The organism is Streptomyces chromofuscus (assembly GCF_015160875.1).
GTDB lineage: Bacteria > Actinomycetota > Actinomycetes > Streptomycetales > Streptomycetaceae > Streptomyces > Streptomyces chromofuscus.
The window spans coordinates 4,579,206-4,606,085 of record NZ_CP063374.1; the positions used below are offsets into that span (position 1 = coordinate 4,579,206).

At 70.8% G+C, this 26,880-nt stretch carries 24 protein-coding genes; 11 read left to right on the forward strand and 13 right to left on the reverse strand.

From position 1 onward, the window contains the following. Positions 1-1,130: 1,130 nt before the first annotated feature. On the reverse strand, positions 1,131-2,051 hold the full coding sequence (locus IPT68_RS20640; protein WP_189701291.1) for an HAD family hydrolase: 921 nt from the start codon (positions 2,049-2,051) through the stop codon (positions 1,131-1,133). Between the two features lie 107 nt (positions 2,052-2,158). On the opposite strand from IPT68_RS20640, the gene IPT68_RS20645 reads away from it, so the two are divergent. From IPT68_RS20645 to hemB, 6 genes are all read left to right on the forward strand, one after another. Next, complete coding sequence (locus IPT68_RS20645) at positions 2,159-2,446, forward strand: glutaredoxin family protein (protein ID WP_189701292.1); 288 nt, start codon at positions 2,159-2,161, stop codon at positions 2,444-2,446. A 255-nt stretch (positions 2,447-2,701) separates the two neighbouring features. Beyond that, a complete protein-coding gene (locus IPT68_RS20650; RefSeq protein WP_189701293.1) occupies positions 2,702-3,466 on the forward strand; it encodes a redox-sensing transcriptional repressor Rex in 765 nt (254 codons plus the stop codon). Next, positions 3,463-5,181, forward strand: a complete 1,719-nt coding sequence (locus tag IPT68_RS20655) for a glutamyl-tRNA reductase (protein WP_189701294.1) — start codon at positions 3,463-3,465, stop codon at positions 5,179-5,181. Before IPT68_RS20650 ends, IPT68_RS20655 begins: the two co-directional genes overlap by 4 nt. Beyond that, positions 5,178-6,173, forward strand: a complete 996-nt coding sequence (hemC, locus tag IPT68_RS20660; RefSeq protein WP_189701295.1) for a hydroxymethylbilane synthase — start codon at positions 5,178-5,180, stop codon at positions 6,171-6,173. The genes IPT68_RS20655 and hemC overlap by 4 nt, the downstream gene beginning before the upstream one ends. Next, positions 6,170-7,879 (forward strand): bifunctional uroporphyrinogen-III C-methyltransferase/uroporphyrinogen-III synthase, encoded by a 1,710-nt coding sequence (locus IPT68_RS20665; RefSeq protein ID WP_189701296.1) that lies wholly within the window; start codon positions 6,170-6,172, stop codon positions 7,877-7,879. Before hemC ends, IPT68_RS20665 begins: the two co-directional genes overlap by 4 nt. Positions 7,880-8,315: 436 nt before the next feature. Next, positions 8,316-9,326, forward strand: a complete 1,011-nt coding sequence (gene hemB, locus IPT68_RS20670; RefSeq protein WP_189701297.1) for a porphobilinogen synthase — start codon at positions 8,316-8,318, stop codon at positions 9,324-9,326. Here hemB and IPT68_RS20675 read toward each other — a convergent pair. The 6 genes from IPT68_RS20675 to IPT68_RS20700 all read right to left on the reverse strand — a co-directional run bounded on the left by IPT68_RS20675 (position 9,311) and on the right by IPT68_RS20700 (position 14,273). Further along, entirely contained in the window at positions 9,311-10,588 is a 1,278-nt protein-coding gene (locus IPT68_RS20675) for an ATP-binding protein (RefSeq protein WP_189701298.1), read from the reverse strand. The two genes, hemB and IPT68_RS20675, sit on opposite strands and share 16 nt — an antisense overlap. An 11-nt stretch (positions 10,589-10,599) precedes the next feature. Next, positions 10,600-12,078 carry a glutamate--cysteine ligase family protein gene (locus IPT68_RS20680; RefSeq protein ID WP_189701299.1) on the reverse strand — a complete coding sequence of 493 codons (1,479 nt, stop codon included), beginning with the start codon at positions 12,076-12,078 and terminating at the stop codon, positions 10,600-10,602. Positions 12,079-12,224: 146 nt separating this feature from the next. Then, on the reverse strand, positions 12,225-12,479 hold the full coding sequence (locus tag IPT68_RS20685; RefSeq protein WP_189701300.1) for an EF-hand domain-containing protein: 255 nt from the start codon (positions 12,477-12,479) through the stop codon (positions 12,225-12,227). 19 nt (positions 12,480-12,498) lie between these two features. Next, complete coding sequence (locus IPT68_RS20690) at positions 12,499-13,257, reverse strand: DUF4253 domain-containing protein (RefSeq protein ID WP_189701301.1); 759 nt, start codon at positions 13,255-13,257, stop codon at positions 12,499-12,501. A 3-nt stretch (positions 13,258-13,260) separates the two neighbouring features. Next, a complete protein-coding gene (locus IPT68_RS20695) occupies positions 13,261-13,449 on the reverse strand; it encodes a DUF397 domain-containing protein (protein WP_189701302.1) in 189 nt (62 codons plus the stop codon). Continuing rightward, positions 13,446-14,273, reverse strand: a complete 828-nt coding sequence (locus tag IPT68_RS20700) for a helix-turn-helix domain-containing protein (protein WP_189701303.1) — start codon at positions 14,271-14,273, stop codon at positions 13,446-13,448. Before IPT68_RS20700 ends, IPT68_RS20695 begins: the two co-directional genes overlap by 4 nt. A 113-nt stretch (positions 14,274-14,386) precedes the next feature. Between IPT68_RS20700 and IPT68_RS20705 the strand changes: the two genes are divergently transcribed. After that, positions 14,387-14,812, forward strand: a complete 426-nt coding sequence (locus IPT68_RS20705; protein ID WP_228039788.1) for an ATP-binding protein — start codon at positions 14,387-14,389, stop codon at positions 14,810-14,812. On the opposite strand, the gene argS is transcribed toward IPT68_RS20705, so the two are convergent. Next, the gene (gene argS, locus IPT68_RS20710; RefSeq protein ID WP_189701305.1) at positions 14,790-16,562 is read right to left on the reverse strand and encodes an arginine--tRNA ligase; all 1,773 of its coding nucleotides are present in this window, start codon (positions 16,560-16,562) and stop codon (positions 14,790-14,792) included. The genes IPT68_RS20705 and argS overlap by 23 nt on opposite strands. Positions 16,563-16,835: 273 nt before the next feature. Here argS and lysS point away from each other — a divergent pair, with 273 nt between their 5' ends. Further along, the gene (lysS, locus tag IPT68_RS20715; RefSeq protein ID WP_189701306.1) at positions 16,836-18,578 is read left to right on the forward strand and encodes a lysine--tRNA ligase; all 1,743 of its coding nucleotides are present in this window, start codon (positions 16,836-16,838) and stop codon (positions 18,576-18,578) included. 97 nt (positions 18,579-18,675) lie between these two features. Here the strand turns inward: lysS and IPT68_RS20720 are convergent, their stop codons facing one another. The 3 genes from IPT68_RS20720 to IPT68_RS20730 form a co-directional block, all read right to left on the reverse strand. Further along, complete coding sequence (locus IPT68_RS20720; RefSeq protein ID WP_189701307.1) at positions 18,676-19,962, reverse strand: DUF2637 domain-containing protein; 1,287 nt, start codon at positions 19,960-19,962, stop codon at positions 18,676-18,678. A 140-nt stretch (positions 19,963-20,102) separates the two neighbouring features. After that, positions 20,103-20,930 (reverse strand): DUF3558 family protein, encoded by an 828-nt coding sequence (locus IPT68_RS20725; RefSeq protein WP_228039789.1) that lies wholly within the window; start codon positions 20,928-20,930, stop codon positions 20,103-20,105. 109 nt (positions 20,931-21,039) lie between these two features. Continuing rightward, on the reverse strand, positions 21,040-21,915 hold the full coding sequence (locus IPT68_RS20730; RefSeq protein ID WP_189701309.1) for a DUF3558 domain-containing protein: 876 nt from the start codon (positions 21,913-21,915) through the stop codon (positions 21,040-21,042). A gap of 169 nt (positions 21,916-22,084) precedes the next feature. Between IPT68_RS20730 and IPT68_RS20735 the strand changes: the two genes are divergently transcribed. Continuing rightward, entirely contained in the window at positions 22,085-23,278 is a 1,194-nt protein-coding gene (locus IPT68_RS20735; protein WP_189701310.1) for an RtcB family protein, read from the forward strand. A 7-nt stretch (positions 23,279-23,285) separates the two neighbouring features. On the opposite strand, the gene IPT68_RS20740 is transcribed toward IPT68_RS20735, so the two are convergent. Beyond that, positions 23,286-24,044 carry an SDR family NAD(P)-dependent oxidoreductase gene (locus IPT68_RS20740; protein WP_189701311.1) on the reverse strand — a complete coding sequence of 253 codons (759 nt, stop codon included), beginning with the start codon at positions 24,042-24,044 and terminating at the stop codon, positions 23,286-23,288. A gap of 163 nt (positions 24,045-24,207) precedes the next feature. After that, complete coding sequence (locus IPT68_RS20745) at positions 24,208-24,543, reverse strand: YnfA family protein (RefSeq protein ID WP_189701312.1); 336 nt, start codon at positions 24,541-24,543, stop codon at positions 24,208-24,210. A gap of 582 nt (positions 24,544-25,125) precedes the next feature. Between IPT68_RS20745 and IPT68_RS20750 the strand changes: the two genes are divergently transcribed. Both IPT68_RS20750 and IPT68_RS20755 read left to right on the forward strand, forming a co-directional pair. Beyond that, entirely contained in the window at positions 25,126-26,235 is a 1,110-nt protein-coding gene (locus tag IPT68_RS20750) for an LLM class flavin-dependent oxidoreductase (protein WP_189701313.1), read from the forward strand. Then, the gene (locus tag IPT68_RS20755; RefSeq protein WP_189701314.1) at positions 26,232-26,825 is read left to right on the forward strand and encodes an FMN reductase; all 594 of its coding nucleotides are present in this window, start codon (positions 26,232-26,234) and stop codon (positions 26,823-26,825) included. Before IPT68_RS20750 ends, IPT68_RS20755 begins: the two co-directional genes overlap by 4 nt. The last annotated feature ends 55 nt before the right edge of the window (positions 26,826-26,880 follow it).

Genomic DNA, 26,880 nt, shown 5'->3' on the forward strand with positions numbered 1-26,880 from the left:
AACCTTTCACCCGTCGTAGCGACGAGCGGGGTACCGGTTTGCGTCTGAGGAGAATAACGCTTCGTACAGGCGCTGCTACGCCCAGTTGCTCAAATCGTCGATTACGTCGCTTCTGTAACCGATTGACGGCTGGTCAAGTGCTGGAGAATGACAGCTTGTTGACCGATTGGGCTCGACTTCGGGGTCGGTACGGGGCGTGTTGTGGCCGGGTGCGGGTGAGGGGACTGGGTGGGGTGCTGTGTGGGTACGGGGTCTGGATTGGCCGGCGTTTCGAATGTGCTCGGCGTTGCCCACGGGCCTGGCGTTGTGCGGCCGTCGGTGTGACGGAGGTGCGTCGCGGGCCGCGGGGTGCCGGTGTTGCGCGGCCCGGCGTGACGGGGTGCCGCTGCGCCCACCCGTGCCGCCCCAGCGGCACGACTGCCCGCTGCTGCGCCGATGTTCGCCGGCCGTCAGGCACCGGCGCGAGCACGCCGCCGGTGCCACCGGCAGCGAGGGTGCGGGGGCGCCGCGGACGTTACCGACCGTGACGGCGCGGGGAGACGCCGCTGCTGACGGCCGTGGCGGTGCGGGGTGCCGCGGGCATTACTGACCGTGATGGAACGGAGGGCACCGCGGGTATTACCGGTCATGACGGTGCGGGGTGCTGCAGGTGTTGGCGGTCATGACGGTGCGGGGTGACGCACACGTACCGGCCGTGACAGTGCAGGGTGCCGCAGGTGTTGGCGGCGTGACGGTGCGAGGGGCTGCAGGTGTTGGTGGTGGTGACGGCGCGAGGGGCTGCAGGTGTTGGCGGTCATGACGGTGCGGGGTGACGCACACGTACCGGCCGTGACAGTGCAGGGTGCCGCAGGTGTTGGCGGCGTGACGGTGCGAGGGGCTGCAGGTGTTGGTGGTGGTGACGGCGCGAGGGGCTGCAGGTGTTGGCGGTCATGACGGTGCGGGGTGACGCACACGTACCGGCCGTGACAGTGCAGGGTGCCGCAGGCGTTGGCGGCGTGACGGTGCGAGGGGCTGCAGGTGTTGGTGGCCGTGACGGTGCGGGGTGCTGCAGGTGTTGGCGGCGTCACGGTGCGAGGGGCTGCAGGTGTTGGTGGTCGTGACGGTGCCAGGCGCCGCAGGCGTTGGCGGGGTTATCGGCGGCGGCGGTGGAGGGCGATGGCTGCTGCTGTGCCGCCTGCCACCGCGCCGACTCCGGCCGCGGCCGGGATGCCGACCTTCGCCGCCTTGCGTCCGGTGCGGTAGTCCCGTAGGCGCCAGTCCTTCTCCCGGGCGTACTTGCGCAGCTTGCTGTCGGGATTGATGGCGTACGGGTGCCCCACCAGGGAGAGCATCGGGATGTCGTTGTGCGAGTCGCTGTACGCGGCGCAGCGGGAGAGGTCCAGCCCCTCCGCCGCGGCGAGCGCCCGCACCGCCTCCGCCTTGGCCGGTCCGTGCAGCGGTTCGCCCACGAGCTTGCCCGTGTACACGCCGCTCACGGACTCCGCCACGGTGCCGAGCGCACCCGTCAGTCCCAGGCGCCGCGCGATGACCTGCGCGATCTCCACCGGCGCGGCCGTCACCAGCCACACCTTCTGGCCCGCGTCGAGATGCGCCTGCGCCAGTGCCCGCGTCCCCGGCCAGATGCGCTCGGCCATGTACTCGTCGTAGATCTCCTCGCCGATCGACTGGAGCTCGGCCACCCGATGCCCCTTCACGATCGACAGCGCCGACTCCCGCACGTCCTGCATGTGGTCGGGGTCCTCGAACCCGGCCAGCCGGAACCACGCCTGCTGCCAGGCGAACTTCGCGAGCTCGCGCGTCTCGAAGAACTTCCGCTTGTACAGCCCCCGCCCGTAGTGGAACAGCGCGGCACCCTGCATCACGGTGTTGTCGAGGTCGAAGAACGCGGCGGCCTTCTCGTCGCCGCGCACGGGAAACTCCGGCTCCTCGCCGACGGGAGGGACGGACGTGTCCTGTGTCTTGCGCGCGGCCTCCGCCGCGGCCTCGCCTGCCAACACGCTTCGCGCCGTGGCGGAGCGCCTACGGGGAGTGAGCCATCCGAGAGCGGCCATGCCGTGAGCATAGCCATTCTGTTCGGAGGTTCCGGAGTCGAGAGGTTGGAACGCCGTGAACTCTGCGCGACCGTGCCGTTAAACAACCCGCCCGGCGCGGCGCGAGAATGGCGGACATGAGCCCGATTTTCCGCCGCAAGCAGCCCGTGGTTCCACGGGAACGCCTCGTCACCCTGATCCGCAAGCCCGGCTGCCATCTGTGTGACGACGCGCAGCTGGTGATCGAAAAGGTCTGTGCCGACCTCGGTGTGTCGTGGGAGCAGAAGGACATCACCCAGGACAAGGAACTCCACGACACGTACTGGGAACAGATTCCCGTCGTTCTGGTGGACGGTGAGCAGCACACGTTCTGGCGGGTGGACGAGGGCCGTCTCCGCAAGGCGCTCACGGGGTAACCGGGCGCTCAGCCTGGCTTAGGATCGAGGCGACCTGGTCTCGGGGGCGGGAACTTTTCAGGAGAGTGTTCGATCGTGGCCCCCCTGTCGCCACCTGCGCCGCTACCTCGCGGAGGGCGCGTGACCCCGGTCACGTTGGCCGGACAAATCGGACACCATCTTTGTGCACGCGTTCACAAAGACATAGCCTGCATTCGACGGGGCGGTCCGGGGACGTATGACCGCCCGAAGCCCCGCTCTACCCGCAGGAGCACCGTGGCAACTGGCCGAACTCACCGACCGGCGACCCGTAGCCGAGGGATTCCCGAGGCCACCGTCGCCCGTCTTCCGCTGTACCTCCGAGCCCTGACGGCGCTGTCGGAGCGCTCCGTACCCACGGTCTCGTCCGAGGAACTGGCGGCCGCGGCCGGGGTCAACTCGGCGAAGCTCCGCAAGGACTTCTCCTACCTCGGCTCCTACGGCACCCGGGGTGTCGGGTACGACGTCGAGTATCTCGTCTACCAGATCTCCCGTGAACTGGGCCTCACGCAGGACTGGCCGGTCGTGATCGTCGGTATCGGCAACCTCGGCGCCGCCCTCGCCAACTACGGCGGGTTCGCCTCCCGCGGCTTCCGGGTAGCAGCGCTCATCGACGCCGACCCCGCGCTCACCGGCCGTGCGGTCGCCGGGATCCCGGTGCAGCACACCGACGACCTGGAGAAGATCATCCAGGACAACGGCGTGTCGATCGGCGTGATCGCGACCCCCGCGGGCGCCGCCCAGCAGGTGTGCGACCGACTGGTCGCCGCCGGCGTCACCTCCATCCTGAACTTCGCTCCGACCGTGCTGTCGGTGCCGGACGGCGTCGACGTGCGCAAGGTCGACCTCTCCATCGAGCTGCAGATCCTCGCCTTCCACGAGCAGCGCAAGGCCGGCGAGGAGGCCGCGTCCCCCGACGGCGGCGTCCCGGCCGCCGTCGCGCGCAAGGAGTCCGCCGACAAGGGACCCGACGGGGACGTACCCGCCGTGATGCCGGCATGAGTCTGCTCGTCGTCGGACTGAGTCACCGCAGCGCCCCGGTCAGCGTGCTGGAGCGGGCCGCGCTGAACGCGGACGCCCAGGTCAAGCTGGTCCAGGACACCGTCGCCGCCGAACCGGCCGCCGAGGCCGCGGTGCTCGCCACCTGCAACCGCATCGAGCTGTACGCCGACGTGGACAAGTTCCACGCCGGTGTCGCCGAGCTGTCCACGCTGCTGGCCCAGCACAGCGGGGTCGGCCTGGAGGAACTCACGCCGTACCTGTACGTGCACTACGAGGACCGGGCCGTCCACCACATGTTCTCGGTGGCCTGCGGGCTCGACTCGATGGTCGTCGGCGAGGGGCAGATCCTCGGCCAGATAAAGGACTCGCTGGCCCGCGCGCAGGACCTGCACACCGCCGGGCGGCTGCTGAACGACCTGTTCCAGCAGGCGCTGCGGGTCGGCAAGCGGGCCCACACCGAGACCGGCATCGACCGGGCCGGGCAGTCCCTGGTCACCTTCGGCCTGGAGCAGCTGGCCTCGGGCGGGGACGTGGAGAAGTGGGCGCGGGGCAAGAAGGCGCTGGTCATCGGCGCCGGATCGATGTCGTCGCTGGCCGCCGCGACGCTGGCGCGCGCCGGTGTCGACGAGGTCGTCATCGCCAACCGCACCTTCGACCGCGCCGAGCGCCTCGCGCAGATCCTGAACCAGGCCGACGACGCGGACGTGGTGGCCCGGGCGGTACCGATGGACTCGGTACGGGCCGAGCTGACACGTGCCGACATCGCCGTCTCCTGCACCGGCGCCACCGGCCTGGTCCTGCACGCGGAGGAGATCGCGGGCGCGGTCGAGGGCCGCACCGGCCGCCCCGCGCGGGTCGAGAAGACCGCCGAGGACGCGCGTACGGCGCCGAAGACGGACGTCCGGCAGACGCCGCTGCCGCCCACCCCGGTGGGCGCCGACGACAACTGCCCGCTGGACCTGACCGCTCCCGGCTTCTCCGTGATGGGCGAGGCCGCCGTGGCCGGCATGGACGCGGCGACGCTGGAGCAGCACGCCGCGTGGGCCGCCGGCAGCGCGGTCGAGCGGCGGGAGGCGGAGCGCCGGACGCCCGAGGTGACGCCCGAGCTGATCACCGCGCTCGCCGCGACCGTGGCCACCACCGGCCGGATCCCCGAGCGCCGCAAGCCCGAGCCGGTCGCCGAGGCCCAGCGGCCCGAGCCGGTCCTCTACCTGCTCGACCTGGCGATGCCGCGCGACATCGACGCGGCCGTGCACCGGCTCGCCGGGGTGCGGCTGGTGGACATCGAGTCGCTGGCCGAGGCCTCCGCGGACGCACCGATGGCGGCCGACGTCGACCAGGTGCGCCATATCGTCTCCGACGAGGTGGCGGCGTTCGGGGCCGCTCTGCGGGCCGCGCACATCACGCCGACCGTGGTCGCGCTGCGGACGATGGCCGCCGACGTCGTGGCGGGCGAGATCGCCCGGCTGGACGGGCGGCTGCCCGGCCTGGACGACAAGCAGCGCGCCGAGATCCGCCAGGCCGTGCACCGGGTCGTCGACAAGCTGCTGCACGCGCCGACCGTACGGGTCAAGCAGCTCGCGGCCGAGCCCGGCGGCGCCGGGTACGCGGACGCGCTGCGAACCCTGTTCGACCTCGACGCCGAGACGGTGGCCTCCGTCTCCCGCGCCGAGGACAGCACCGAGAACACCGCACAGAACCGAGGGCCGGCATGACGGAGAAGGCACTGAGGCTGGGGACCAGGCGCAGCAAGCTCGCCATGGCCCAGTCCGGGCAGGTGGCGCAAGCCGTGAGCCAGGTGACCGGACGGCCTGTCGAGCTCGTCGAGATCACCACGTACGGCGATGTCTCCCGCGAGCACCTCGCGCAGATCGGCGGCACCGGTGTGTTCGTGACCGCGCTGCGCGACGCGCTGCTCCGGGGCGAGGTCGACTTCGCGGTGCACTCGCTGAAGGACCTGCCGACCACGCAGCCCGAGACGCTGACGCTGGCCGCGTTCCCGCTGCGCGAGGACCCCCGGGACGTGATCGTCGCGCGGGACGCGCTGAAGTTGACCGACCTGCCGCGCGGGGCCCGCATCGGCACCGGTTCGCCGCGCCGGATGGCGCAGCTGAACGCGTACGCCCGCACGCACGGGCTGGACATCGAGACGGTGCCGATCCGCGGCAACGTCGACACCCGGATCGGGTACGTCCACAAGGGCGAGCTCGACGCCGTCGTCCTGGCCGCCGCCGGACTGCACCGGATCGGCCGGATCGACGAAGTGACCGACTTCCTGTCGGTCGACACGGTTTTGCCCGCCCCCGGCCAGGGGGCCCTGGCGATCGAGTGCGCCGCGGACAACGCGGACCTCATCGCGGTGCTCGGCGAGCTCGACGACCCGTTCACACGGGCCGCCGTGACCGCCGAACGGTCACTGCTCGCCGCCCTGGAGGCCGGTTGCAGCGCCCCGGTGGGCGCACTCGCCGACCTTCCCCCACTCTCGGCTCCGCTCGAGCGGGGGGACCCCCGGGCCGACAGGCAGATTGTCAAGGAAATGCGCCTGCGGGGCGTCGTCGGCACGACCGACGGCACCCGGACGGTGCAGCTGTCCACCACCGGTCCCGTGCCCCAGACGCACGACCGGGCAGTGGCACTCGGCCGCGAACTCGCCGCCGAGATGCTCGCCCAGGGCGCGGCCGGTCTGATGGGGGAGCGAGCACATTGAGCCCCACCACCCTTCCCGCCGCCAGTCCGGAACACGGGCACGTCACCTTCCTGGGTGCCGGACCCGGGGATCCGGGACTGCTGACTCTGCGCGCCGTCGAGGCGCTGGCGCACGCGGACGTACTCGTCGCCGAGCACGAGGTGCTCGACGTGGTACGCACGCACGCCAGGCCGGGCGTCGCCGTCGTGAACACGGACCCGGGTCCTTCTTCGGACCTCGGTCCGGGCACAGGCACGCCTCAGCTGACGGTTGTTGACGGCACGTCAGCAACCGTTGGGGTCCCCGCAGTGAGGGATGCCGCACATCTTGTCATGGAGGCTGCGCGAGGCGGCAGGCGGGTCGTCCGTGCGGTGTCCGGGGACCCGGGGCTCGACGCGTACGCCGCCGAGGAGATGCTCGCCTGCGCCGCGGCGGGTGTTCCGTTCGAGGTGGTGCCCGGTGTCGCGGCCGCGGTCGGGGTGCCGGCGTACGCCGGTGTGCCGCTGCGGGACGCGCAGGGGGCCGACGTGCGGTTCGTGGACGCGCGGACGGCTTCCGACCGGTGCTGGACGGAGGTCGGGGCGTCGGACGGGACGGTCGTCGTGTCGACCACCCTCGACTCCGTGGCCGCGGCTGCCGGCGAGCTGGTGTCCGCGGGGCGCAAGCCCGATACGCCGATGACCGTGACGGTCGCGGGGACGACGACCCGGCAGCGGACGTGGACCGCGACGCTGGGGACCGTCGCGCAGACGCTGAAGCAGGCGAAGGTGCTGCCGTCGCCCGAGGGCGGGCGGCCCGTGATAGCCGTGGTCGGGGAGCGTTCCGCCGCCGCTCGGCGTGAGCAGTTGTCGTGGTTCGAGTCCAAGCCGCTGTTCGGCTGGAAGGTGCTCGTGCCGCGGACCAAGGAGCAGGCGGCTTCGCTTTCCGACCAGCTGCGGTCGTACGGGGCCGTGCCGCACGAGGTGCCGACGATCGCCGTCGAGCCGCCGCGGACGCCTCAGCAGATGGAGCGGGCGGTCAAGGGGCTGGTCACCGGGCGGTACGAGTGGATCGCCTTCACCTCGGTGAACGCCGTCAAGGCCGTGCGGGAGAAGTTCGAGGAGTACGGGCTGGACGCGCGGGCCTTCGCGGGGATCAAGGTGGCCGCGGTGGGGGAGCAGACGGCGAAGGCGCTGGTCGCCTTCGGCGTGAAGCCGGATCTGGTGCCGAGCGGGGAGCAGTCCGCGGCGGGGTTGCTGGAGGACTGGCCGCCGTACGACCCGGTGTTCGACCCGATCGACCGGGTGTTCCTGCCGCGGGCCGACATCGCCACGGAGACGCTGGTCGCCGGGCTGATCGAGCTCGGGTGGGAGGTGGACGACGTCACGGCCTACCGGACCGTGCGCGCGTCGCCGCCGCCCGCGGAGACCCGGGAGGCGATCAAGGGCGGTGGGTTCGACGCCGTGCTGTTCACGTCGTCGTCCACGGTGCGGAATCTGGTCGGTATCGCCGGCAAGCCGCACAACGTGACCGTGATCGCGTGTATCGGGCCCGCCACGGCGAAGACCGCCGAGGAGCATGGGCTGCGGGTGGACGTGATGGCTCCGGAGCCGTCCGTACACAAGCTGGCGGAGGCGCTGGCCGACTTCGGGATGAAGCGGCGGGCGGCGGCGCTGGAGGCCGGGGATCCGGTGACGCGGCCCAGCGAGCGGCGGCCGGGGGCTCGGCGTCGGCGCACGACGACGTAGGGCGGCGTAGAAGCGCGTAGGCGACGTGGCGGAGGCGTGCGCCGTCGTGGGTGTGTGCGGTAGTGGGTGTGCGTCGTGGGCGTGCGCCGTCGTGGGGGTGTGCGTCGTGGTGGGCGTGCGCCGTCGTGGGGGTGTGCGTCGTGGTGGGCGTGTGGCGTTGTGCCTGCGGCGGCCTGCTCGCGTTCGGTGGGGGTGCTGTGGCGCCTACGGTGCGTGTGTCGTCGGGGCCGCGCCGGGGGGTGTCCGTCCTCGGAACGGCGCGGAATCGGTCATCTGCGAAGGTGCCCGGGTTGACGCGCCAACCGCTGCGGGCGGGCACCCCCCGGCACGGCCCCTTCCCGCCGTGGGCGGGTGCGGGTTCCACCGGGTCGCGGTGCTCTTCGGGCCGACGTCGCGTCGGCAAAGGTGGTCGTGCGGCGGGCGTAGCGTAGACGGCATGACGACGTACGGTTCCTTCCCCGGTTCGCGGCCGCGGCGGCTGCGGACCTCCCCCGTCATGCGGCGCATGGTCGCCGAGACGCGGCTGCATCCCGCCGACTTCATCCTTCCCGCGTTCGTCCGGGAGGGCGTGAGCGAGCCGGTGCCGATCGCCGCCATGCCGGGGGTCGTGCAGCACACGCGCGACAGTCTGAAGAAGGCCGCTGCGGAGGCCGTGGCTGCCGGGATCTCCGGGATCATGCTGTTCGGGGTGCCCGAGGAGTCCAAGAAGGACGCGGTCGGGACTCCCGGGACCGATCCGGACGGCATTCTTCAGGTGGCCCTTCGCGATGTGCGGGCCGAGGTGGGGGACGAGCTGCTCGTCATGTCCGATCTGTGTCTCGACGAGACCACCGATCACGGGCATTGCGGTGTGCTCGACGAGTCCGGGCGGGTCGACAACGACGCGACCCTGGAGCGGTACGCCGAGATGGCGCAGGTCCAGGCCGACGCGGGGGCCCATGTGGTCGGGCCCAGCGGGATGATGGACGGGCAGGTCGGGGTCGTCCGGGACGCGCTTGACCAGATCGGGCGGGAGGACGTGGCCGTCCTGGCCTACACCGCCAAGTACGCGTCGGCGTTCTACGGGCCCTTCCGGGAGGCCGTCGGCTCGTCGCTGCGGGGCGACCGGAAGACGTATCAGCAGGATCCCGCCAACGCGCGGGAGTCGATGCGGGAGCTGGCCCTCGATCTGGAGGAAGGGGCCGACATGGTGATGGTGAAGCCTGCCGGGCCCTATCTGGACGTCCTGGCGCGTGTGGCGGACGCGGTGGACGTGCCCGTGGCCGCCTACCAGATCTCCGGCGAGTACTCGATGATCGAGGCCGCCGCCGAGAAGGGCTGGATCGACCGGGACCGGGCGATTGTGGAGACCCTGACCGGCATCAAGCGGGCCGGGGCGCAGAACATCCTCACCTACTGGGCCACCGAGGTCGCCCAGCGGCTGGGGAAGGGTCAGAGCCTGCTGTAGGTCTGGATGTCCTGCGTGAACTCCTCGATCAGGCGGGGTGTCAGCGTGGGCCGGGTGTCGGCGATGGCGGTCATGTAGTCCTCGGTGGTCGCCGGGCGGCCCTGGCGGTGCGTGACCTCACGTTCGAACGCGGCCTGCGCGCCCTTGCGGGCCGCGAACTCGATGTCGGCCGGGGTGAACAGCTCGCTGGCCGCGACCAGCCGGGCCAGGTCGATCGAGTCGGCGGTGGCCGTGAGGTAGCGGGTCCAGATCGCCGAGCGGGCCGTCGGGTCCGGCGGGCCGATGGGGATGACGTAGTCGAACCGGCCTGGCCGCAGGAACGCCGCGTCCAGGGAGCGGACCGAGTTGGTGGAGCACACCAGCAGACGCGCGTCCTGCTCACGGAAGACGGGGATCAGTTTGAGCAGCTCGTTGGTCACCCCGTGCCCCGGGTCGACCGCCTTTCCCGACCGTGCACCGGCGATCTCCTCCACCTCGTCGATGAAGAGCAGCACCGAGTCGAGCTCGGACAGTTCCGCGAAGGCCTCGCGCAGCGCCGCGGCCAGCCCTTCGCTGGTGTCGGCCGCCAGCCGGGACGGGAACAGCTCCACGAACGGCCAGCTCAGACGGGAGGCCACCGCTTTGGCGAAGCTGGTCTTCCCGGTGCCGGGCGGACCGAACAGGATGACCGCCTTGGGCGGGACGACGCCGTAGCGGTCGGCCAGCTCCGGCTCCTTCAGCGGGAGGACGACTCGACGCTCGACGACCTGCTTCTCACGGTTCATGCCGGCCATCGCGTCCCACAGGCCCTCCGGCAGAAAGCGCCCGCCCAGCGCGGCGAGGACGTCCGCGTTGGCGGCTCCCGGTGGCTCGGCCTTCTCGTAGTAGGTCAGGTCGTCGCGGAACCGGTAGCCGGAGTTCTCCAGCGCCTGAGCACCCGCGGCGCCCGCGGGCAGCAACGCGCTGACGTGGCGCACGCCCAGGGCGTGCAGGCGTCGCTCCAGCTCGGTCAGGAGCGCGCTGCCGATGCCGCGCTCGCGCCACCGGGAGGCGAGGGCCACCAGGAGGATCCACCCGCGCTTGCCGTACGCCTGCGCCATGGCCATGCCGACCAGCTCGTCACCGACCACCGCGACCACCGCCGGCTGGCCGGCCTTGGCGGCGGCGATCACCTCGGACACCGGGAAGACCGGGTCCTGGCCGGCCTGCCGGCTCTGGTCCCAGACCTGGATCGCCTGGTCGAGGTCGTCGTCGTGATAGTCGCGAAGGTGCCAGACGGGCACGGCCCACCGCCTCAGTCGACCGGCCAGGTGTGGGCCGGGGCGTTGAGGTGCATGTAGTCGATGTAGAGCTGCGTCATACGGCGCAGGGCCTCGTGGCGGCCGGCGGCGGTGGTGGCGGTCGTGTGGTGGAACATCTCCTTCTGCCAGACCGCTCCGTTGCGGGCGGTGACGCACCGCTGCTCGATGATGCCGAGCAGTGGTTCGCGCCAGGCGTCGTCCATGCCGGAGTGCTCCAGCCCCCGGTGGGCGAGGGGCAGGAGGCGGCGCAGGACGAGTTCGGGGGCCGGGACCTCGCCCATGCCGGGCCAGTACAGGCGGGCGTCGATACCGTGCCGGGCAGCCGTGTGCAGGTTGTCCTCGGCGGCCGCGAAGGACATCCGGGACCACACCGGCCGTTCCTCCTCCACCAGGGCGCGGGTGAGCCCGTAGTAGAAGGCGCCGTTGGCGAGGGTGTCGGCGACGGTCGGACCGGCGGGCAGCACCCGGTTCTCCACCCTGACGTGCGGCTTGTCGTGGGCGATGGCGTAGACCGGGCGGTTCCAGCGGTAGACGGTGCCGTTGTGCAGGGTCAGCTCGCCGAGTTCCGGGACGTCGCCCCGCTCGAGGGTCTCCACGGGGTCCTGCTCGTCGCACAGGGGCAGGAGGGCGGGGAAGTAGCGGAGGTTCTCCTCGAAGAGGTCGAAGACGCTGTTGATCCACCGCTCCCCGAACCACACCCGGGGCCGCACCCCCTGCACCTTGATCTCCTGCGGGCGGGTGTCGGTCGCCTGCTCGAACAGCGGGATGCGCGTCTCGTGCCACAGCTCCTTGCCGAACAGGAACGGCGCGTTGGCCGCCAGCGCGACCTGGATGCCGGCGATGGCCTGGGCCGCGTTCCAGTAGCCGGGGAACTCCTCCGGGGAGACCTGGAGGTGGAACTGGGTGCTGGTGCACGCGGCTTCCGGGGTGATCGTGTCGGCGTACGTCCGCAGCCGGTCGACGCCGTCCACCTCGATGTGCAGGTCCTCGCCGCGAGCCGCGAAGACCTGGTCGTTGAGCAGCCGGTAGCGCGGGTTCTCGGACAGGGCCCACTCGCCCACGTCCTGCTGCCGCAGCGTGGGCAGGATGCCGACCATGATCAGATGGGCGCCGACCGACCTGGCGCGTTCGTCGGCGTGGTTGAGCGCGGCACGGATCTCGGACTCCCAGGCGTCGGGGCCGCCCTCGGTCAGCCGGCGGGGCGGGACGTTGATCTCCAGGTTGAACCGGCCCAGCTCCGTGGACCACGCCGGGTCCGCGATGGCCTCCAGTACGTCCGCGTTGCGCATCGCGGGCTCGGCGGCGTCGTCGACCAGGTTCAGCTCGATCTCCAGCCCCACCTGCGGCCGCTCGGACTCGAACCGTGCCTCGCGCAGCATCTGCGCGAACGCGTCGAGGCACTTCTGCACCTTGATCCGGTACCGGCGGCGGTCCTCGCGGGTGAAGACCACCGCCGGGACGTCCCGTCCCATCGGGCCTCCCGAGCTGCCTCGGACACCTCTGGTTTCCGGCGGCTGGATTCCGGCACCAGGTTTTCGGCGTCTGGTGTGCAGCGCCTGCTTTCCAGCTCCTGTGCTCCAGCGCCTGGATTCCAGCGTCCCACCGGGTGGGCGAGATGTCAGCGCCAGCCGAAACGGCGGTCCACCAGCGCCGAGAACTCCTCCAGGGTCAGCACCGCGTCCCCGTTCTGGTCGGCCGCGTCGAACAGGGCGGAGGAGGCGTCGGCGTCTCCCAGAGCCCAGAACGGAAGGTCACCCGAGGCGGCCAGGTCCGGGCCCTTCGTCCGCAGGGCGGTGATCACCTCTTCGCGGGTCAGCGTCCCGTCCTTGTCCAGATCAAGCGCCTCGAACAGCTTCCGTGCCTTGTCGCTCATGTGTCGTCCTCACTCCGGCTCAGTCCCACCAGAAGGACCACATTTCCCGGTCGACGAGTTGCTCGGCGTAAGCATCGAGGGACGGGCTGCCGCTCTGGTCGATGGTGTCCGGGCAGAACGCGTCATGCTCGGCCGCCACCGAGCGCGCTGCCTCGGGGGTGGTGGGGGGTGCCGCGACGGAGACGATCAGCTGGTCGAAGGTGAGCGCCACGACGCGGATGCCGAAGCGGTCCTCCCAGGAGCGGAGCACGGCGCAGAGGCGGGCCACGTCGTTCTCGTGGTTCACGGGGCCCGACCAGCCGATCGCCGCCGGGATGTCCGCGCTGCGGCGGGCGGGGACGAGGGCGACGCGGGGGTCCTTGAGCCAGGTGCCGTCCGTGAGGAGGCGGTCGGCCGTCTCCGTGGCCAGGGCGTCGGGGTCGGGGGTTCCGGGGGAGGCTGGGGGCTCCGGCGCCAGGCCCGGCCAGTCGTCGTCCTCGGTGTCCTCCCAGTACTCGGCCAGAACCTCTTCGGCGTCGTGATCGCCGGGGTACGAGGTCTCGTCGGGCATCAACTCCCAGGCCTCGGGACCGCCTTGGCCGCCGCCGACGTCCACGAGCAGCGGGAGCAGGCCTACGGTGCGGGCCCCCTTGAGCGCCGTCCAGTCACCGGGGGTCGCGGCGGTGTCCGCGTGCCAGAGGAGGGCGTCGATCACTTTGCCGGGCGGCAGTTCGAGACCGAGGGTGCGGCCGGTGGGGTCGGCGGCGAGCTTCGGGAGGGGGTTGGGGAGGGTGGCCATGGTTCAGCGGGCGGCGAACTTCGTGAAGGCCGTCCAGGTGGCGGGCTCGATCCGGAGGATGGGGCCGTCGTCGGCCGGGTTCTTGGAGTCGCGGATGAGGATGAAGTGGGAGCAGGCCGCGACTTCCACGCATTCGCCGCCTTCGTCGCCGCTGTAGGTCGACTTGAACCACTGAAGTGCGTCGGCGCTCATAGCTCTCCTAGCAGGCGATCCAGCAGGTCCTTGGACTCTTGTGTGGCCAGGGCCTGTGTCCGCAGCATCGCATACTTGCGCGACAGGATGGACACCTCGTCCGGGTCAGATACCCACTGGCTGCCACGCTGCCCTTCGATGTAGGCGAGGTGCTGGTGGTCCGGGGTTTCCAACAGTACGAACGGGCCGTTGAGCCCTGCATGAGACGGACTGGACAGCGGCAGGAACTGCACGGCGATGCCCGGGAGTTCGGCACACGCCCGCAGGTGGCGAAGCTGCTCGGCGCGGACCTCAGGTCCCCCGACGGCCAGGCTGAGCACCGGCTCCCAGATGACGAAGCTGATGGTCGGCGGGACCTCGCGGCGCAGGATGTCCTGGCGGCCGATCCGCGCAGCCGTCTTGGTCTCGATCTCGTCCTCGGCGTACGCGGGGACGCGTTCGCGGAGTACGGCGCGGGCGTACGCCTCCGTCTGCAGCAGGCCGGGAAGGACCTGGTTGGCGTACAGGGACAGGGCGATGGCCTCCTGCTCGTGCTGCATGTAGAGCTCCGCCCACATCGGGAACTGGTCGATCTCCGGCAGGTTGTCGACGCCCGCCTCCAACAGGCCCTTGAGACCGAGCGCATGGTCGAGGCGTGCCGCGAGGTCCGGCTTGAGTGGGCGCCTGCCCTGCTCGATCGAGGCGATGGTCTCCTCGTCGACGTTGAGGTGCTCGGCGAGTGAGCGTTGGGTGTGACCACCCGCGCGGCGGCCGGTGCTGAGCTGCACGCCGAGCATCTTCATGGCCGTCAGGTTCCTCTTCCGCGGCGGCTTTTTGGCGTTCATGTCGCTGCAACTCCCCGCGCGTGCCCCTGCTCGACCCCGTACGAACCCGTACAAAAAATCTGTACGGGCTCACGCACTGCTCAACCGTAGTGACCCTGCGCGACATTCGTCCCGTGAACGCCGAAGTTGAACTCCCCTACCAGCGTGACCAGCTCTACGCCCGCCACCGCCGCTCCGTGCCCGCCGCCCGACGTTTCGCCCGGTTCTCCCTCACGTACTTCGGGCTCGCTCAGTGGGAGCGGGCCGAGGACGTCGCGTTGTGCGTCAGCGAGTTGGCGACCAACGCCCTGCTGCACGGCGTCCCGCCCGGCCGCGGCTTCCTGCTGCGCGTGCGGTACGACGGCGACGTCGTGCGCGTCGAAGTGCACGACAGCGGCACCGGGGTGCCGCGTGTCGCCGACGAGCCCGACGAAGGCGGGCGGGGGCTGTTGCTGGTCGCGGCGTTGAGTGACAAGTGGGGGGTGGACGAACGGACCCCGGGCAAGGCGGTGTGGTGCCAGTTCGAGGTCCGCTCGGTCAGAGACGCTCGGGCGTCCTGATGCCCAGCAGGGCCATGCCCTGGTGCAGGGTGCGGGCCGTGATGTCGCAGAGGAACAGGCGGTTCTCGATCTGCTCCCCGGTCTCCGCCTTCAGGACCGGGCACTTGTCGTAGAACGACGTGTACAGCGACGCCAGCTGGTACAGGTACGCCGCCAGCTTGTGCGGGGCGTACTCCGTGGCCGCCTCGGCCACCGTTTCCGCGAACGCGTCCACGTGCAGGCCCAGCGCGCGCTCCGCCTCGTGCAGGTCGAGCTCCGGGTGGGCCTGCGGGCGGGTCCCGTCGGCCTTGCGGAGGATGGACTGGATACGGGCGTACGCGTACTGGAGGTAGACGGACGTGTCGCCGTTCAGCGAGACCATCTGGTCCAGGTCGAACTTGTAGTCCCGGTTCGCCGAGGTGGACAGGTCCGCGTACTTCACCGCGCCGATGCCCACCTGGGCGCCGCGCTCGGCGATCTCCTCCTCGGAGAGGTCCAGCGCCTTCTCCCGTACGACCGCGGAGGCGCGGTCGATCGCCTCGTCCAGCAGGTCGACCAGGCGGACCGTCTCGCCCTCACGGGTCTTGAACGGCTTGCCGTCCTTGCCGAGGACCGTGCCGAAGGCCAGCTGGTACGCCTTCACGTCGCCGTTGAGCCAGCCCGCCTTGCGCGCCGTCTCGAAGACCATCTTGAAGTGGAGCGACTGGCGGGCGTCCACGACGTAGATCAGGCTGTTCGCCTTCAGGTTGAAGACGCGGTCGCGGATCGCGGACAGGTCGGTGGCCGCGTAGCCGTAGCCGCCGTCCGACTTCTGCACGATCAGCGGGACCGGGTTGCCGTCCGGGCCCTTGATGTCGTCGAAGAAGACGCAGAGGGCTCCCTCGGAGCGGACGGCCACCCCCGACTCCTCCAGGAGGCGGCAGGTCTCGGCGAGCATGTCGTTGTAGCCGGACTCGCCGACGATGTCGGGGTCGCGGACCTCCATGTCCAGCTTCTCGAAGACGGAGAAGAAGTAGATCTTCGACTCGTCGACGAACTTCTGCCACATGGCGAGCGTGTGCGGGTCGCCGGCCTGGAGGTCGACGACGCGGCGGCGCGCCCTCGTCTTGAACTCCTCGTCGGAGTCGAACAGCCTGCGGGCGGCCTTGTAGAGGCGGTCGAGGTTCGACATCGCCTCCTCGCCGGAGACCGCGGTGTCCTCGGTGCCGGCCTTGTGGTCCAGCTCGTGCGGGTGCTCGTCGAGGTACTGGATGAGCATGCCGAACTGGGTGCCCCAGTCGCCGATGTGGTGGCGCCGGACCACGTTCTCGCCGGTGAACTCCAGCAGCTGGACGACCGAGTCGCCGATCACCGCGGAGCGGAGGTGGCCGACGTGCATCTCCTTGGCCACGTTCGGCTGGGCGTAGTCGATGACCGTGGTGCCGGGTGCGTCCGCGTAGGGGACGCCGAGGCGCTGCGGGTCCGCGTACCGCGCGGCCAGGTTCTCGGTGATCGCCTTGTCGGTGAGGGTGATGTTGAGGAAGCCGGGGCCGGAGACCTCGACGTCCTTGATCACGTCGCCGGCGGTGATCCGTGCGACCACCTGGGTGGCGAGCTCGCGGGGGTTCGCCTTCGCCTTCTTGGCCAGCGCGAGGATGCCGTTGGCCTGGAAGTCGGCCCGGTCGCTACGTCGCAGCAGCGGGTCGACTCCGTCGGCTTCCGGGAGGGCGGAAGCGAGGGCGTCGGCGAGGCGCTGGTTGACGGAAGCGGTGAGGGACTGGACCGAGGCCATGGAGTGGGTGCCGTTCTCCTCGTGGGGATCGATAGACAGGGCCAGTATCCCATGGGGGGTAAAGCGGTTTTTGCGGAGAGCTCGGGGGTGCGGCGCGTCGGGGGGTGCGGGCTGTGCGTGGCTTGTCGCGCAGTTCCCCGCGCTCCTGAAGGGCGGCTGCGCCGCACGCAGGGGCACTCCTCTGAAAAGGCGTTTTCGTCGTTGCCGTCGTTGCTGGGACAATGAAGCCGTCAGCCGTTGACCGTACCGGCTGCCCGACGCAGAAAGAAGGACGTGCCGATCGTGGCTCAGAGCACCGAGACCACCGACTGGGTCTCCCGTTTCGCGGATGAGGTCATCGAGGAGTCGGAGCGTCGGGCCCCGGGCAAACCCGTCGTCGTCGCGTCCGGGCTCTCCCCCTCCGGCCCCATCCACCTGGGCAACCTCCGCGAGGTCATGACCCCGCACCTGGTCGCCGACGAGATCCGGCGCCGGGGGTACGAGGTCCGGCACCTGATCTCGTGGGACGACTACGACCGGTACCGCAAGGTGCCCGCCGGGATCGCCGGGGTCGACGAGTCCTGGAGCGAGCACATCGGCAAGCCGCTGACCTCCGTGCCGGCGCCCGCCGGGTCGCCGTACCCGAACTGGGCCGAGCATTTCAAGGCGGCCATGATCGAGTCGCTGGGCGAGCTGGGCGTGGAGTTCGACGGGATCAGCCAGACCGCGCAGTACACCTCCGGGGTGTACCGCGAGCAGATCCTGCACGCCATGCGGCACCGGGGCGAGATCGACGCCGTGCTCGCGCAGTACCGGACCAAGCCGAAGGCCGGGAAGAAGCCGCAGCAGAGGCCCGTCGACGAGGCCGAGATCGAGGCCGAGGAGGGTTCCGGGGCGGCGAGCGAGGACGACGGCAGCTCCGGCTCCGCCGGGTACTTCCCGTACAAGCCGTACTGCGGCAACTGCGAGAAGGACCTCACCACCGTCACCTCCTACGACGACGACACCACCGAGCTGACGTACGCCTGCACGGCCTGCGGCTTCTCCGAGACCGTCCGGCTGAACGAGTTCAACCGCGGCAAGCTGGTCTGGAAGGTCGACTGGCCGATGCGGTGGGCGTACGAGGGCGTGATCTTCGAGCCGAGCGGTGTCGACCACTCCTCGCCGGGTTCGAGCTTCCAGGTCGGCGGCCAGATCGTCGGGATCTTCGGCGGCAAGCAGCCGATCGGGCCCATGTACGCGTTCGTCGGCATCTCCGGGATGGCGAAGATGTCCTCCTCGCGGGGCGGGGTGCCCACCCCGGCCGACGCGCTGAAGATCATGGAGCCGCAGCTTCTGCGCTGGCTGTACGCCCGCCGCAGGCCGAACCAGTCGTTCAAGATCGCCTTCGACCAGGAGATCCAGCGGCTGTACGACGAGTGGGACAAGCTCGACGCCAAGGTGGCCGACGGCTCCGCGCTGCCGGGCGACGTGGCCGCGCACTCGCGCGCGGTGCGCACCGCCGCCGGTGAGCTGCCGGCGACGCCGCGGCCGATGCCGTACCGCACCCTCGCGTCCGTCGCCGACATCACCGCGGGACACGAGGACCAGGCGCTGCGCATCCTGAGCGAGCTGGACCCGGACAAGCCGCTCGCCTCCCTCGACGAGGTGCGGCCGCGGTACGACAGGGCCGAGGCGTGGATCAACACGCACGTGGCCGCCGACCAGCGCACCATCGTGCGCGAGGAGCCCGACGCCGAGCTGCTGAAGTCGCTCGACGAGGCGTCCCGGCAGTCGGTCCGGCTGCTGCTCGACGGGCTGGCGGACCACTGGTCGCTGGACGGCCTGACCCACCTCGTGTACGGCGTGCCCAAGGTCCAGGCCGGCTTCTCCGCCGACGCCACGCCCAAGGAGCTGCCGCCGGAGATCAAGACCAGCCAGCGGGCGTTCTTCGCGCTGCTGTACCACCTGCTGGTGGGCCGGGACACCGGGCCGCGGCTGCCCACGCTGCTGCTGGCGGTGGGGCAGGACCGGGTGCGGCGCCTGCTCGGCGAGTAAGCCGTCACGACGAAGGGGCCCTCGTCCGAGGGCCCCTTCGTCGTGCGGTCGTGCGGTCGTGCGGTCATGGGGTCGTGCGGTGTCGTGCGGTCACGCTTCAGGCGATGTGGTCTTCCTGCAACTCGGCCGTGTGGCGGTTGGTGAAGCGGTTGACCATGCGCTCGGCCTCGCGCGGCGGGAGCGTCGTGCCGTAGGTCGCCTCCACGTCGTCCCTGAACTGGCCGGAGGTGGGGTAGCTGCCGTCGATCGACTTCTTGAAGACCAGGTAGTAGTCCTCCTCCGTCGGCTCCGGAGTGCCGCCGCCCTCCCCGAGCTCCCGGGTGCGCCCCGGGCCCACCGGGATGGGGAACGTGCCGGTGTCCTCCGGGGAAGGTTCCGCGAGCGGCGGGGGCTCCTCGTACTGCTGGTGGTACTGCTCGGCCTGCTGCTGCTCCGCGTACCACTGGGCGTACGCCGCCTCCGGGTCGTACGTGGGGTCGTAGCCGCCGTGGTACTCGATGGACTGCGGATCCCGGGCGTGCAGCCAGGGGTTCTGGGGCTCGGCCCGCTCGTTCGGATACGGGGCGTCGGGGGCGTCGGCCACCTGGGGACGCTGTCCGCCGTGGGGCGCGGCCACGACGTCGTCCTCGGCGGCGGCGATCGCCACGTCGGCCGGCTCCAGGGCGGGCTGCGGAGCCGGCGGTATCAGGGCCGGTTCGATGCCCGCCGCCGCCAGGCCCGCCGGGGCCGTGTCCGCGAGGGGGACACCGTACTTGGCCAGACGCAGGGGCATCAGGGCCTCCACCGGGGCCTTGCGGCGCCAGGCCCGGCCGTAGCGCGAGCGGAGGCGGGCCTGGTAGACGAGACGCTCCTGCTCCAGCTTGATGACCTGGTCGTAGGAACGCAGCTCCCACAGCTTCATCCGGCGCCACAGTAGGAACGTGGGGACGGGGGAGAGCAGCCAGCGGGTGAGGCGGACGCCCTCCATGTGCTTGTCGGCCGTGATGTCCGCGATGCGGCCGATGGCGTGCCGGGCCGCCTCGACCGCGACGACGAACAGGATCGGGATGACGCCGTGCATGCCGACGCCCAGCGGGTCCGGCCAGGCCGCGGCGCCGTTGAAGGCGATCGTCGCCGCCGTCAGCAGCCAGGCCGTCTGGCGCAGCAGCGGGAAGGGGATGCGGATCCAGGTCAGCAGCAGGTCCAGGGCGAGCAGGACGCAGATGCCCGCGTCGATGCCGATGGGGAAGACGTAACTGAAGTCCCCGAAGCCCTTCTTCAGGGCGAGCTCGCGTACGGCTGCGTACGAACCCGCGAAGCCGATGCCCGCGATGATCACGGCACCGAAGACGACCACGCCGATGAGAACGCGGTGCATCCGTGTCAGCTGTAGTGGCGCGGCCACCCGTATTTCCCTCCCACTGCGTGTTGTTGCGCGCCCAACAGGGTGGCACATGCGTACGGGCAACGGGTGGCCGGACCGTGTACGTCAGCCCATCCGTGACTCTTCCGGTGGCTGCCGGTGATCCGCCGAGCTTCCCGAGGTCAGCTCTTCTTCACCGGTGACGCGGACGAAGTGGCGGACTTCGACGGGGACTTGCTGGCACCGGGGGCCGCCGAGGCGCCCGTCCCGTTCGCCTCGGTGACGGCCGCGACCGCCTCCTTGGCCGCCTTCTTCGCCGCCTTCATCAGGTCGTCGGCGTCGGGCGTCCTGTCCCCGGCCAGGCCGGCGCCGTTGTAGTCGAGGGTGACGACGACGTTCTCGACGCGCACCACGACCGTCTGCTGCTTGAAGGCGCCTTCCTTCTTCTTCAGGTCGTAGCGCACGGCCGTCGCCTGGTCCCCGGTGCCGGTCAGCGGCTCGGCCTTGGTGTTCTTGGCGCCCTCGACCGCCTTGACGTCGGTGACCTGCTTCTCGTAGTACTCCTGGGCCCGCTGGTCGCCCGCACCACGCGTGACGTCGGACTCGAAGCGCAGCAGGGAAACGTTCAGCCAGCGGAACTGGGAGCCCTTGACGCCGTTGTTGTCGAGGCTGTCCCAGGAGCAGCTCGCCCGGGCCGAAATATCGTCCGAGTTGCCTTCCTTGCCCGACTTGCCCGCCTCCGGGACCAGTTCCTCCAGCGTCTTCTTCGACAGCACCGCGCACGGCTCGGGCAGCTTCGCGTACGCCGCCGCCTCGACGGTGGGCGAGGGGCTCGCGGACGCGCCCGCCGGGCTCTCGGACCCCTCCTTGGCGGCGGAGTCCGAACCGGAGTCCGAGGAGCAGCCGGCGGCGATCAGCATCAGGGGGACGGCCGCCGCGCCTGCCAGGACGCGGTGGAGGCGGCTGGCTCGCTGGACACTCTGATCGGCTCGCTGTGCTCGTCGCTGCATGGTTCCTTCACTCATGACACTCGTATTACCGGTCCGAGGGGCCACCGTACGCGGTGAGGCAATGGCGCGCGCTCGGTTCCGCCTCTTCGCGCCGGGGCGCGAAGAGGCGCTACTCGGCGAGGGAGTCGGCCAGCTGCGCGGCCAGTTTCCGGGCCCTGTCCTGCATTTCCTCGCTGTCCGGCACCACTCCGACCGTCGCCGACTGCTCCTCGTACTGGATGGTCACGATGACGTTGGACGTGCGGAACGCCACAGTCACCGTGCGCTGCCTGGCCGTCGAACCGGAGCTGCTCAGCTCGTCGTCGAGGAAGGCCTCGTCGGCGAGGTCCTCGAGGACGCGGGGCTGGAGGGCGGTGGGCGTGGCGTCGGCGCCGGGGCTCGATGTGCCGTCGGAGGTGCCGGTGCCCGAAGGGGTGCCGATGGGGCTCGGGGAGTCCGTGGCGGCCGCGGACGCGGCCCCGGCCGGGGAGGCCGCGCCGGACGCGGAGCCCGTTTCCGTGGGGGACGCCGTCTGCGTCTGCGTCTGCGTCGTCGGCTCCGGCAGGTCGGCCGCCGTCTGCCGGGCGGCGAACAGCTCCTGCGCCTGGTCGTCGTCGCTGACGGTGTTGTCGTACGACACCACTCGCTCGAAGTCGACGAACAGGTGGTCCGTCGCGGAGGCGGACTCGACCTTCCAACGGCAGCCCACCTTGCGGTCGTTGTCGTAGGTGAGCGTGGGCGCGCCCTCGTAGGCCTGCTCGAGCTGCTCCTCGTCGGCGATCTCGCGCAGCCCGGGGAGGAGGGAGGCGAGGTGGTCCTGGGGGACCGCGCCGCAGGGCTCGGGGAGGGTCCGGTAGCGGCCGGGCTCGGCCGCCGCCGTCGCCGTACCGGAGCCGCCCTGATTGGCGTCGTCGGTGGAGCCGCCGTCGTCCGAGCCGCCGGTGCAGCCGGCCAGCAGTGCCGCGAGGAGCGCGGCGACGCCGGTTACGTACGCCTTCCGCTGCACGGTCAGGCTCCTTCCGCTGGTTAATCGCTTGCCGTTCCGGGGCTCCCCCTGCAGACAATGTGTATCGCACGCACTGCTGTGAACGCCGGTCCGTTGTCCTTTACGTCGACCTTGGCGCTGCTTTTGCGTATCGAGGCCTTTGAAATTCTTCCGGGGGAATGAGGACGTTATGTCGTATGTCGAAATGCCGGGCGCGAAGGTGCCGATCCGTCTGTGGACCGACCCCGCGACGGTCGAGGACGGGGCGCTCCAGCAGCTGCGGAACGTCGCGACACTGCCGTGGATCAAAGGGCTGGCCGTGATGCCGGACGTGCATTACGGGAAGGGGGCGACGGTCGGCTCGGTGATCGCCATGCAGGGCGCCGTCTGCCCGGCGGCGGTCGGTGTCGACATCGGCTGCGGGATGTCCGCGGTGAAGACCTCCCTGACGGCGAACGACCTGCCCGGGGATCTGTCCCGGCTGCGCTCGAAGATCGAGGCGGCGATTCCGGTGGGGCGGGGGATGCACGACAGCCCCGTCGACCCGGGGCGGCTGCACGGGTTCGCGACCGGGGGGTGGGACGACTTCTGGGGGCGGTTCGGCGGGGTGGCCGAGGCGGTGAGGTTCCGTCAGGAGCGGGCGGCCAAGCAGATGGGCACGCTGGGCAGCGGAAATCATTTTATCGAAGTATGTATTGATACGTCCGGTTCGGTGTGGCTGATGCTGCACTCCGGGTCCCGCAACATCGGCAAGGAACTCGCCGAGCACCACATCGGCGTCGCCCAGAAACTCCCGCACAACCAGGGGCTGGTCGACCGCGACCTCGCCGTCTTCATCGCGGACACCCCGCAGATGGCGGCATATCGCAACGACCTGTTCTGGGCGCAGGAGTACGCCAAGTACAACCGCACGATCATGATGGCGCTCCTGAAGGACGTGGTCCGCAAGGAGTTCAAGAAGGCCAAGCCGACGTTCGAGCAGGAGATCTCCTGCCACCACAACTACGTGGCGCAGGAGCGGTACGCGGGCACGGACCTGCTCGTGACCCGCAAGGGCGCGATCCGGGCCGGCTCCGGGGAGTACGGGATCATCCCCGGGTCGATGGGCACCGGTTCGTACATCGTGAAGGGGCTCGGTAACGAGAAGGCCTTCAACTCGGCGTCGCACGGTGCCGGCCGGCGGATGAGCCGCAGCGCCGCCAAGCGGCGCTTCTCCACCAAGGACCTGGAGGAGCAGACGCGGGGCGTGGAGTGCCGCAAGGACTCCGGTGTGGTGGACGAGATCCCGGGGGCGTACAAGCCGATCGAGCAGGTGATGGATCAGCAGCGGGACCTGGTGGAGGTCGTCGCCCGGCTGAAGCAGGTCGTCTGCGTGAAGGGCTGATGCGGGTTCAGCGCTCCCGGTGCAGCTTGGTGTTGGAGGCCTGGGCTCGGGGGCGGACCACCAGGAGGTCGATGTTGACGTGGCTGGGGCGGGTGACCGCCCAGCTGATGGTGTCGGCCACGTCGTCGGCGGTCAGGGGGTCGGGGACGCCCTCGTAGACCTTGGCCGCCCGCTCCTCGTCGCCGCCGAAGCGGGTCAGGGCGAACTCCTCCGTCTTGACGAGGCCGGGGGCGACCTCGATGACCCGGACCGGCTCGCCGACGATCTCCAGGCGGAGGGTCTCGGCGAGGACGTGGGCGCCGTGCTTGGCGGCGACGTAGCCCGCGCCGCCCTCGTAGGTGCCGTGTCCCGCGGTGGAGGAGACCACGACCACCGTGCCGTCGCCGCTCGCGACCAGCTTGGGGAGCAGGGCCTGGGTGAGGTTGAGGGTGCCGATGACGTTCGTCTCGTACATCTGCCGCCAGTCCGCCGGGTCGCCGGTGGCCACCGGGTCCAGGCCCAGCGCCCCGCCCGCGTTGTTCACCAGCACGCCGATCGTCTTGAAGGCGGTCGCGAACTCGTCCACTGCCGCGCGGTCGGTGACGTCCAGGGCGTACGCGGTCGCCTGGCCGCCGGCCGTGTTGATCTCCTCGGCCAGCGCCTCGATGCGGTCCTTGCGGCGGGCGGTGAGGACGACGCGGTAGCCCGCGTCCGCCAGCCGCCGTGCCGTCGCGGCGCCGATTCCGCTGCTGGCGCCGGTGACTACTGCTATGCGGGACGGGGCCATGGGGGTGCTCCTCGGCGGGGATGTCGGAGTGCGGCCTTGTGCGGCAAGGATATGCGTCGTGGGGTGCGCGTGATCGGGTGGCCGCGGGCCGGTGGGGGCCGGCCGCGAGCCGGTGAGGGCCGGCCGCGCGGTTCCCCGCGCCCCTGAGGGGCCGCGAGCCGGGTCAGTTCCCTCGCGGGGCCCACATGATCACGGCCATTCCGGCGAGGCAGATCAGCGCGCCCGTGATGTCCCAGCGGTCCGGGCGGTAGCCGTCCGCGACCATGCCCCAGGCGATCGAACCGGCGACGAAGATCCCGCCGTACGCGGCGAGGACGCGGCCGAAATGGGCGTCCGGCTGGAAGGTGGCGACGAAGCCGTAGGCGCCGAGGGCGAGGAGACCGCCGGTGATCCACAGCCAGCCCCGCTGTTCCCGCCAGCCCTGCCAGACCAGCCAGGCGCCGCCGATCTCGAAGAGGGCGGCGACGAGGAAGAGGGCGGCGGACCGGATGACGAGCATGGGGGCAGCTTTGCACGCCGTGGTGGTACTGCCGGGTGGGGGACGGCGGCCGACGGGGGCGCGGGGGACGGCGGCCGACGGGGGCGCGGGGAGGGCGGCCGATTGTGTTCGGTGCAGGCCGGGTGGGATGCGGGGCGGCGGGTGCGGTTCCCGGCACGTCGAGTGCCATTCGGGTCGCCGGGTGCGGTCTCGGGTCGCCGGGTGCGGTCTCGGGTCGGTGGGTGCGCTTCGGGGTGGGTCGGGTGCGGTGCGGGGCAGGTGGGGGGCGGTTTGGGATCGGTGGGTGATTCCGGGCACTTCGGCGTGCGGTGCCGGATGGACTGTGCGGCGTGGGGCGGTGGGTGCAGTTCGTGGAGGACAGGGGCAGGCCGTCGGCGTGATGGCCGGTCCCGTGGCCGGGGTGGGCGCGGCGAGGGCGTGCGGGTGGCCGTGTGGGTCGGCGGCGTCGGTCGTGTTGCTCGGTCCGGCCCTGCCCGGGTGGGACCGGCCGTGCGGGTGGAAAAGTGCGTGGGGAATAGAGGGCCGAGGATCGCCGTTCTGTGGGTATAGTTGAACAATAAACAACCTGGAGGATGAGCGACCATGCAGTTCGGGATCTTCAGCGTCGGCGACGTCACGCCGGACCCGACCACCGGCCGGACGCCGACGGAGCGCGAGCGGATCAAGGCCATGGTCGCCATCGCGCTGAAGGCCGAGGAGGTCGGCCTGGACGTCTTCGCGACCGGCGAGCACCACAACCCGCCGTTCGTGCCGTCGTCCCCCACCACGATGCTCGGCTACGTCGCGGCACGGACGGAGAGGCTGATCCTCTCCACCTCGACGACTCTGATCACCACCAACGACCCGGTGAAGATCGCCGAGGACTTCGCGATGCTCCAGCACCTGGCCGACGGCCGGATGGACCTGATGATGGGGCGCGGCAACACGGGCCCGGTCTATCCCTGGTTCGGGCAGGACATCCGGCAGGGCATCAACCTCGCCATCGAGAACTACGCGCTGCTGCACCGGCTGTGGCGCGAGGACGTCGTGAACTGGGAGGGCAAGTTCCGCACGCCGCTGCAGGGGTTCACGTCCACGCCCCGCCCGCTGGACGGGGTCCCGCCGTTCGTCTGGCACGGCTCCATCCGCTCCCCGGAGATCGCCGAGCAGGCCGCGTACTACGGCGACGGCTTCTTCCACAACAACATCTTCTGGCCGGCCGACCACACCAAGCGGATGGTCGAGCTGTACCGGAACCGCTACGCCCACTACGGGCACGGCACGCCCGAGCAGGCGATCGTCGGACTCGGCGGCCAGGTGTTCATGCGGAAGAACTCGCAGGACGCGATACGCGAGTTCCGGCCGTACTTCGACGTCGCCCCGGTGTACGGGCACGGCCCGTCCCTGGAGGACTTCATGGACCAGACCCCGCTGACCGTGGGCTCGCCGCAGCAGGTGATCGAGAAGACGCTGAGCTTCCGCGAGTACGCCGGTGACTACCAGCGCCAGCTGTTCCTGATGGACCACGCCGGGCTGCCGCTGAAGACCGTGCTGGAGCAGCTCGACATGCTGGGCGAGGAGGTCGTGCCGGTGCTGCGCAAGGAGTTCGCGGCCGGGCGTCCGGCCTCGGTGCCTCAGGCGCCGACCCACCAGTCCCTGCTGGCCGCCTCGCGGAACGAGACCGCTGCTTCCGGAAGGGTGAGTGCCGAATGAAGCTCGTCGTCGTCTCGGCAGGGCTGAGCGTGCCGTCGTCCACCCGGCTGCTCGGCGACCGGCTCGCCGCCGCCGTGGGGCGGCAGGCGCCGGTCGACCTGGAGGTCGTCGAGCTGCGCGACCTCGCCGTGGAGATCGCGCACAACTTCACCAACGGCTTCCCGGGCCGGTCCCTGTCCGCCGCGATCGACGCGGTGACCTCGGCGGACGGACTGATCGTGGTCACGCCGGTGTTCTCGGCGTCCTACAGCGGGCTGTTCAAGTCCTTCTTCGACGTGATCGAGCCGGACACCCTGGCGGGCAAGCCGGTGCTGGTCGCGGCGACCGGGGGCACGGCCCGCCACTCGCTGGTCCTGGAGCACGCCCTGCGTCCGCTCTTCGCCTACCTGAAGGCCGTCGTCGTCCCGACCGGCGTGTACGCCGCCTCGGAGGACTGGGGCGCCGAAGGGCTCGACGGGCGGATCGAGCGGGCCGCGGGGGAGCTGGCCCGGCTGATGACGGGGCTGTCGGTGAGCAGGCCGGCCACCGCCGGCGTGGACGTCGTCGTCCCGTTCGAGCAGCAGCTCGCCGCGCTACGTCCCGGCGGGTGAGAGGCCAGTAAGAGGATCGGGGGCCGCTCGCCCGTCCGGCCGCGCGACCGGTGCC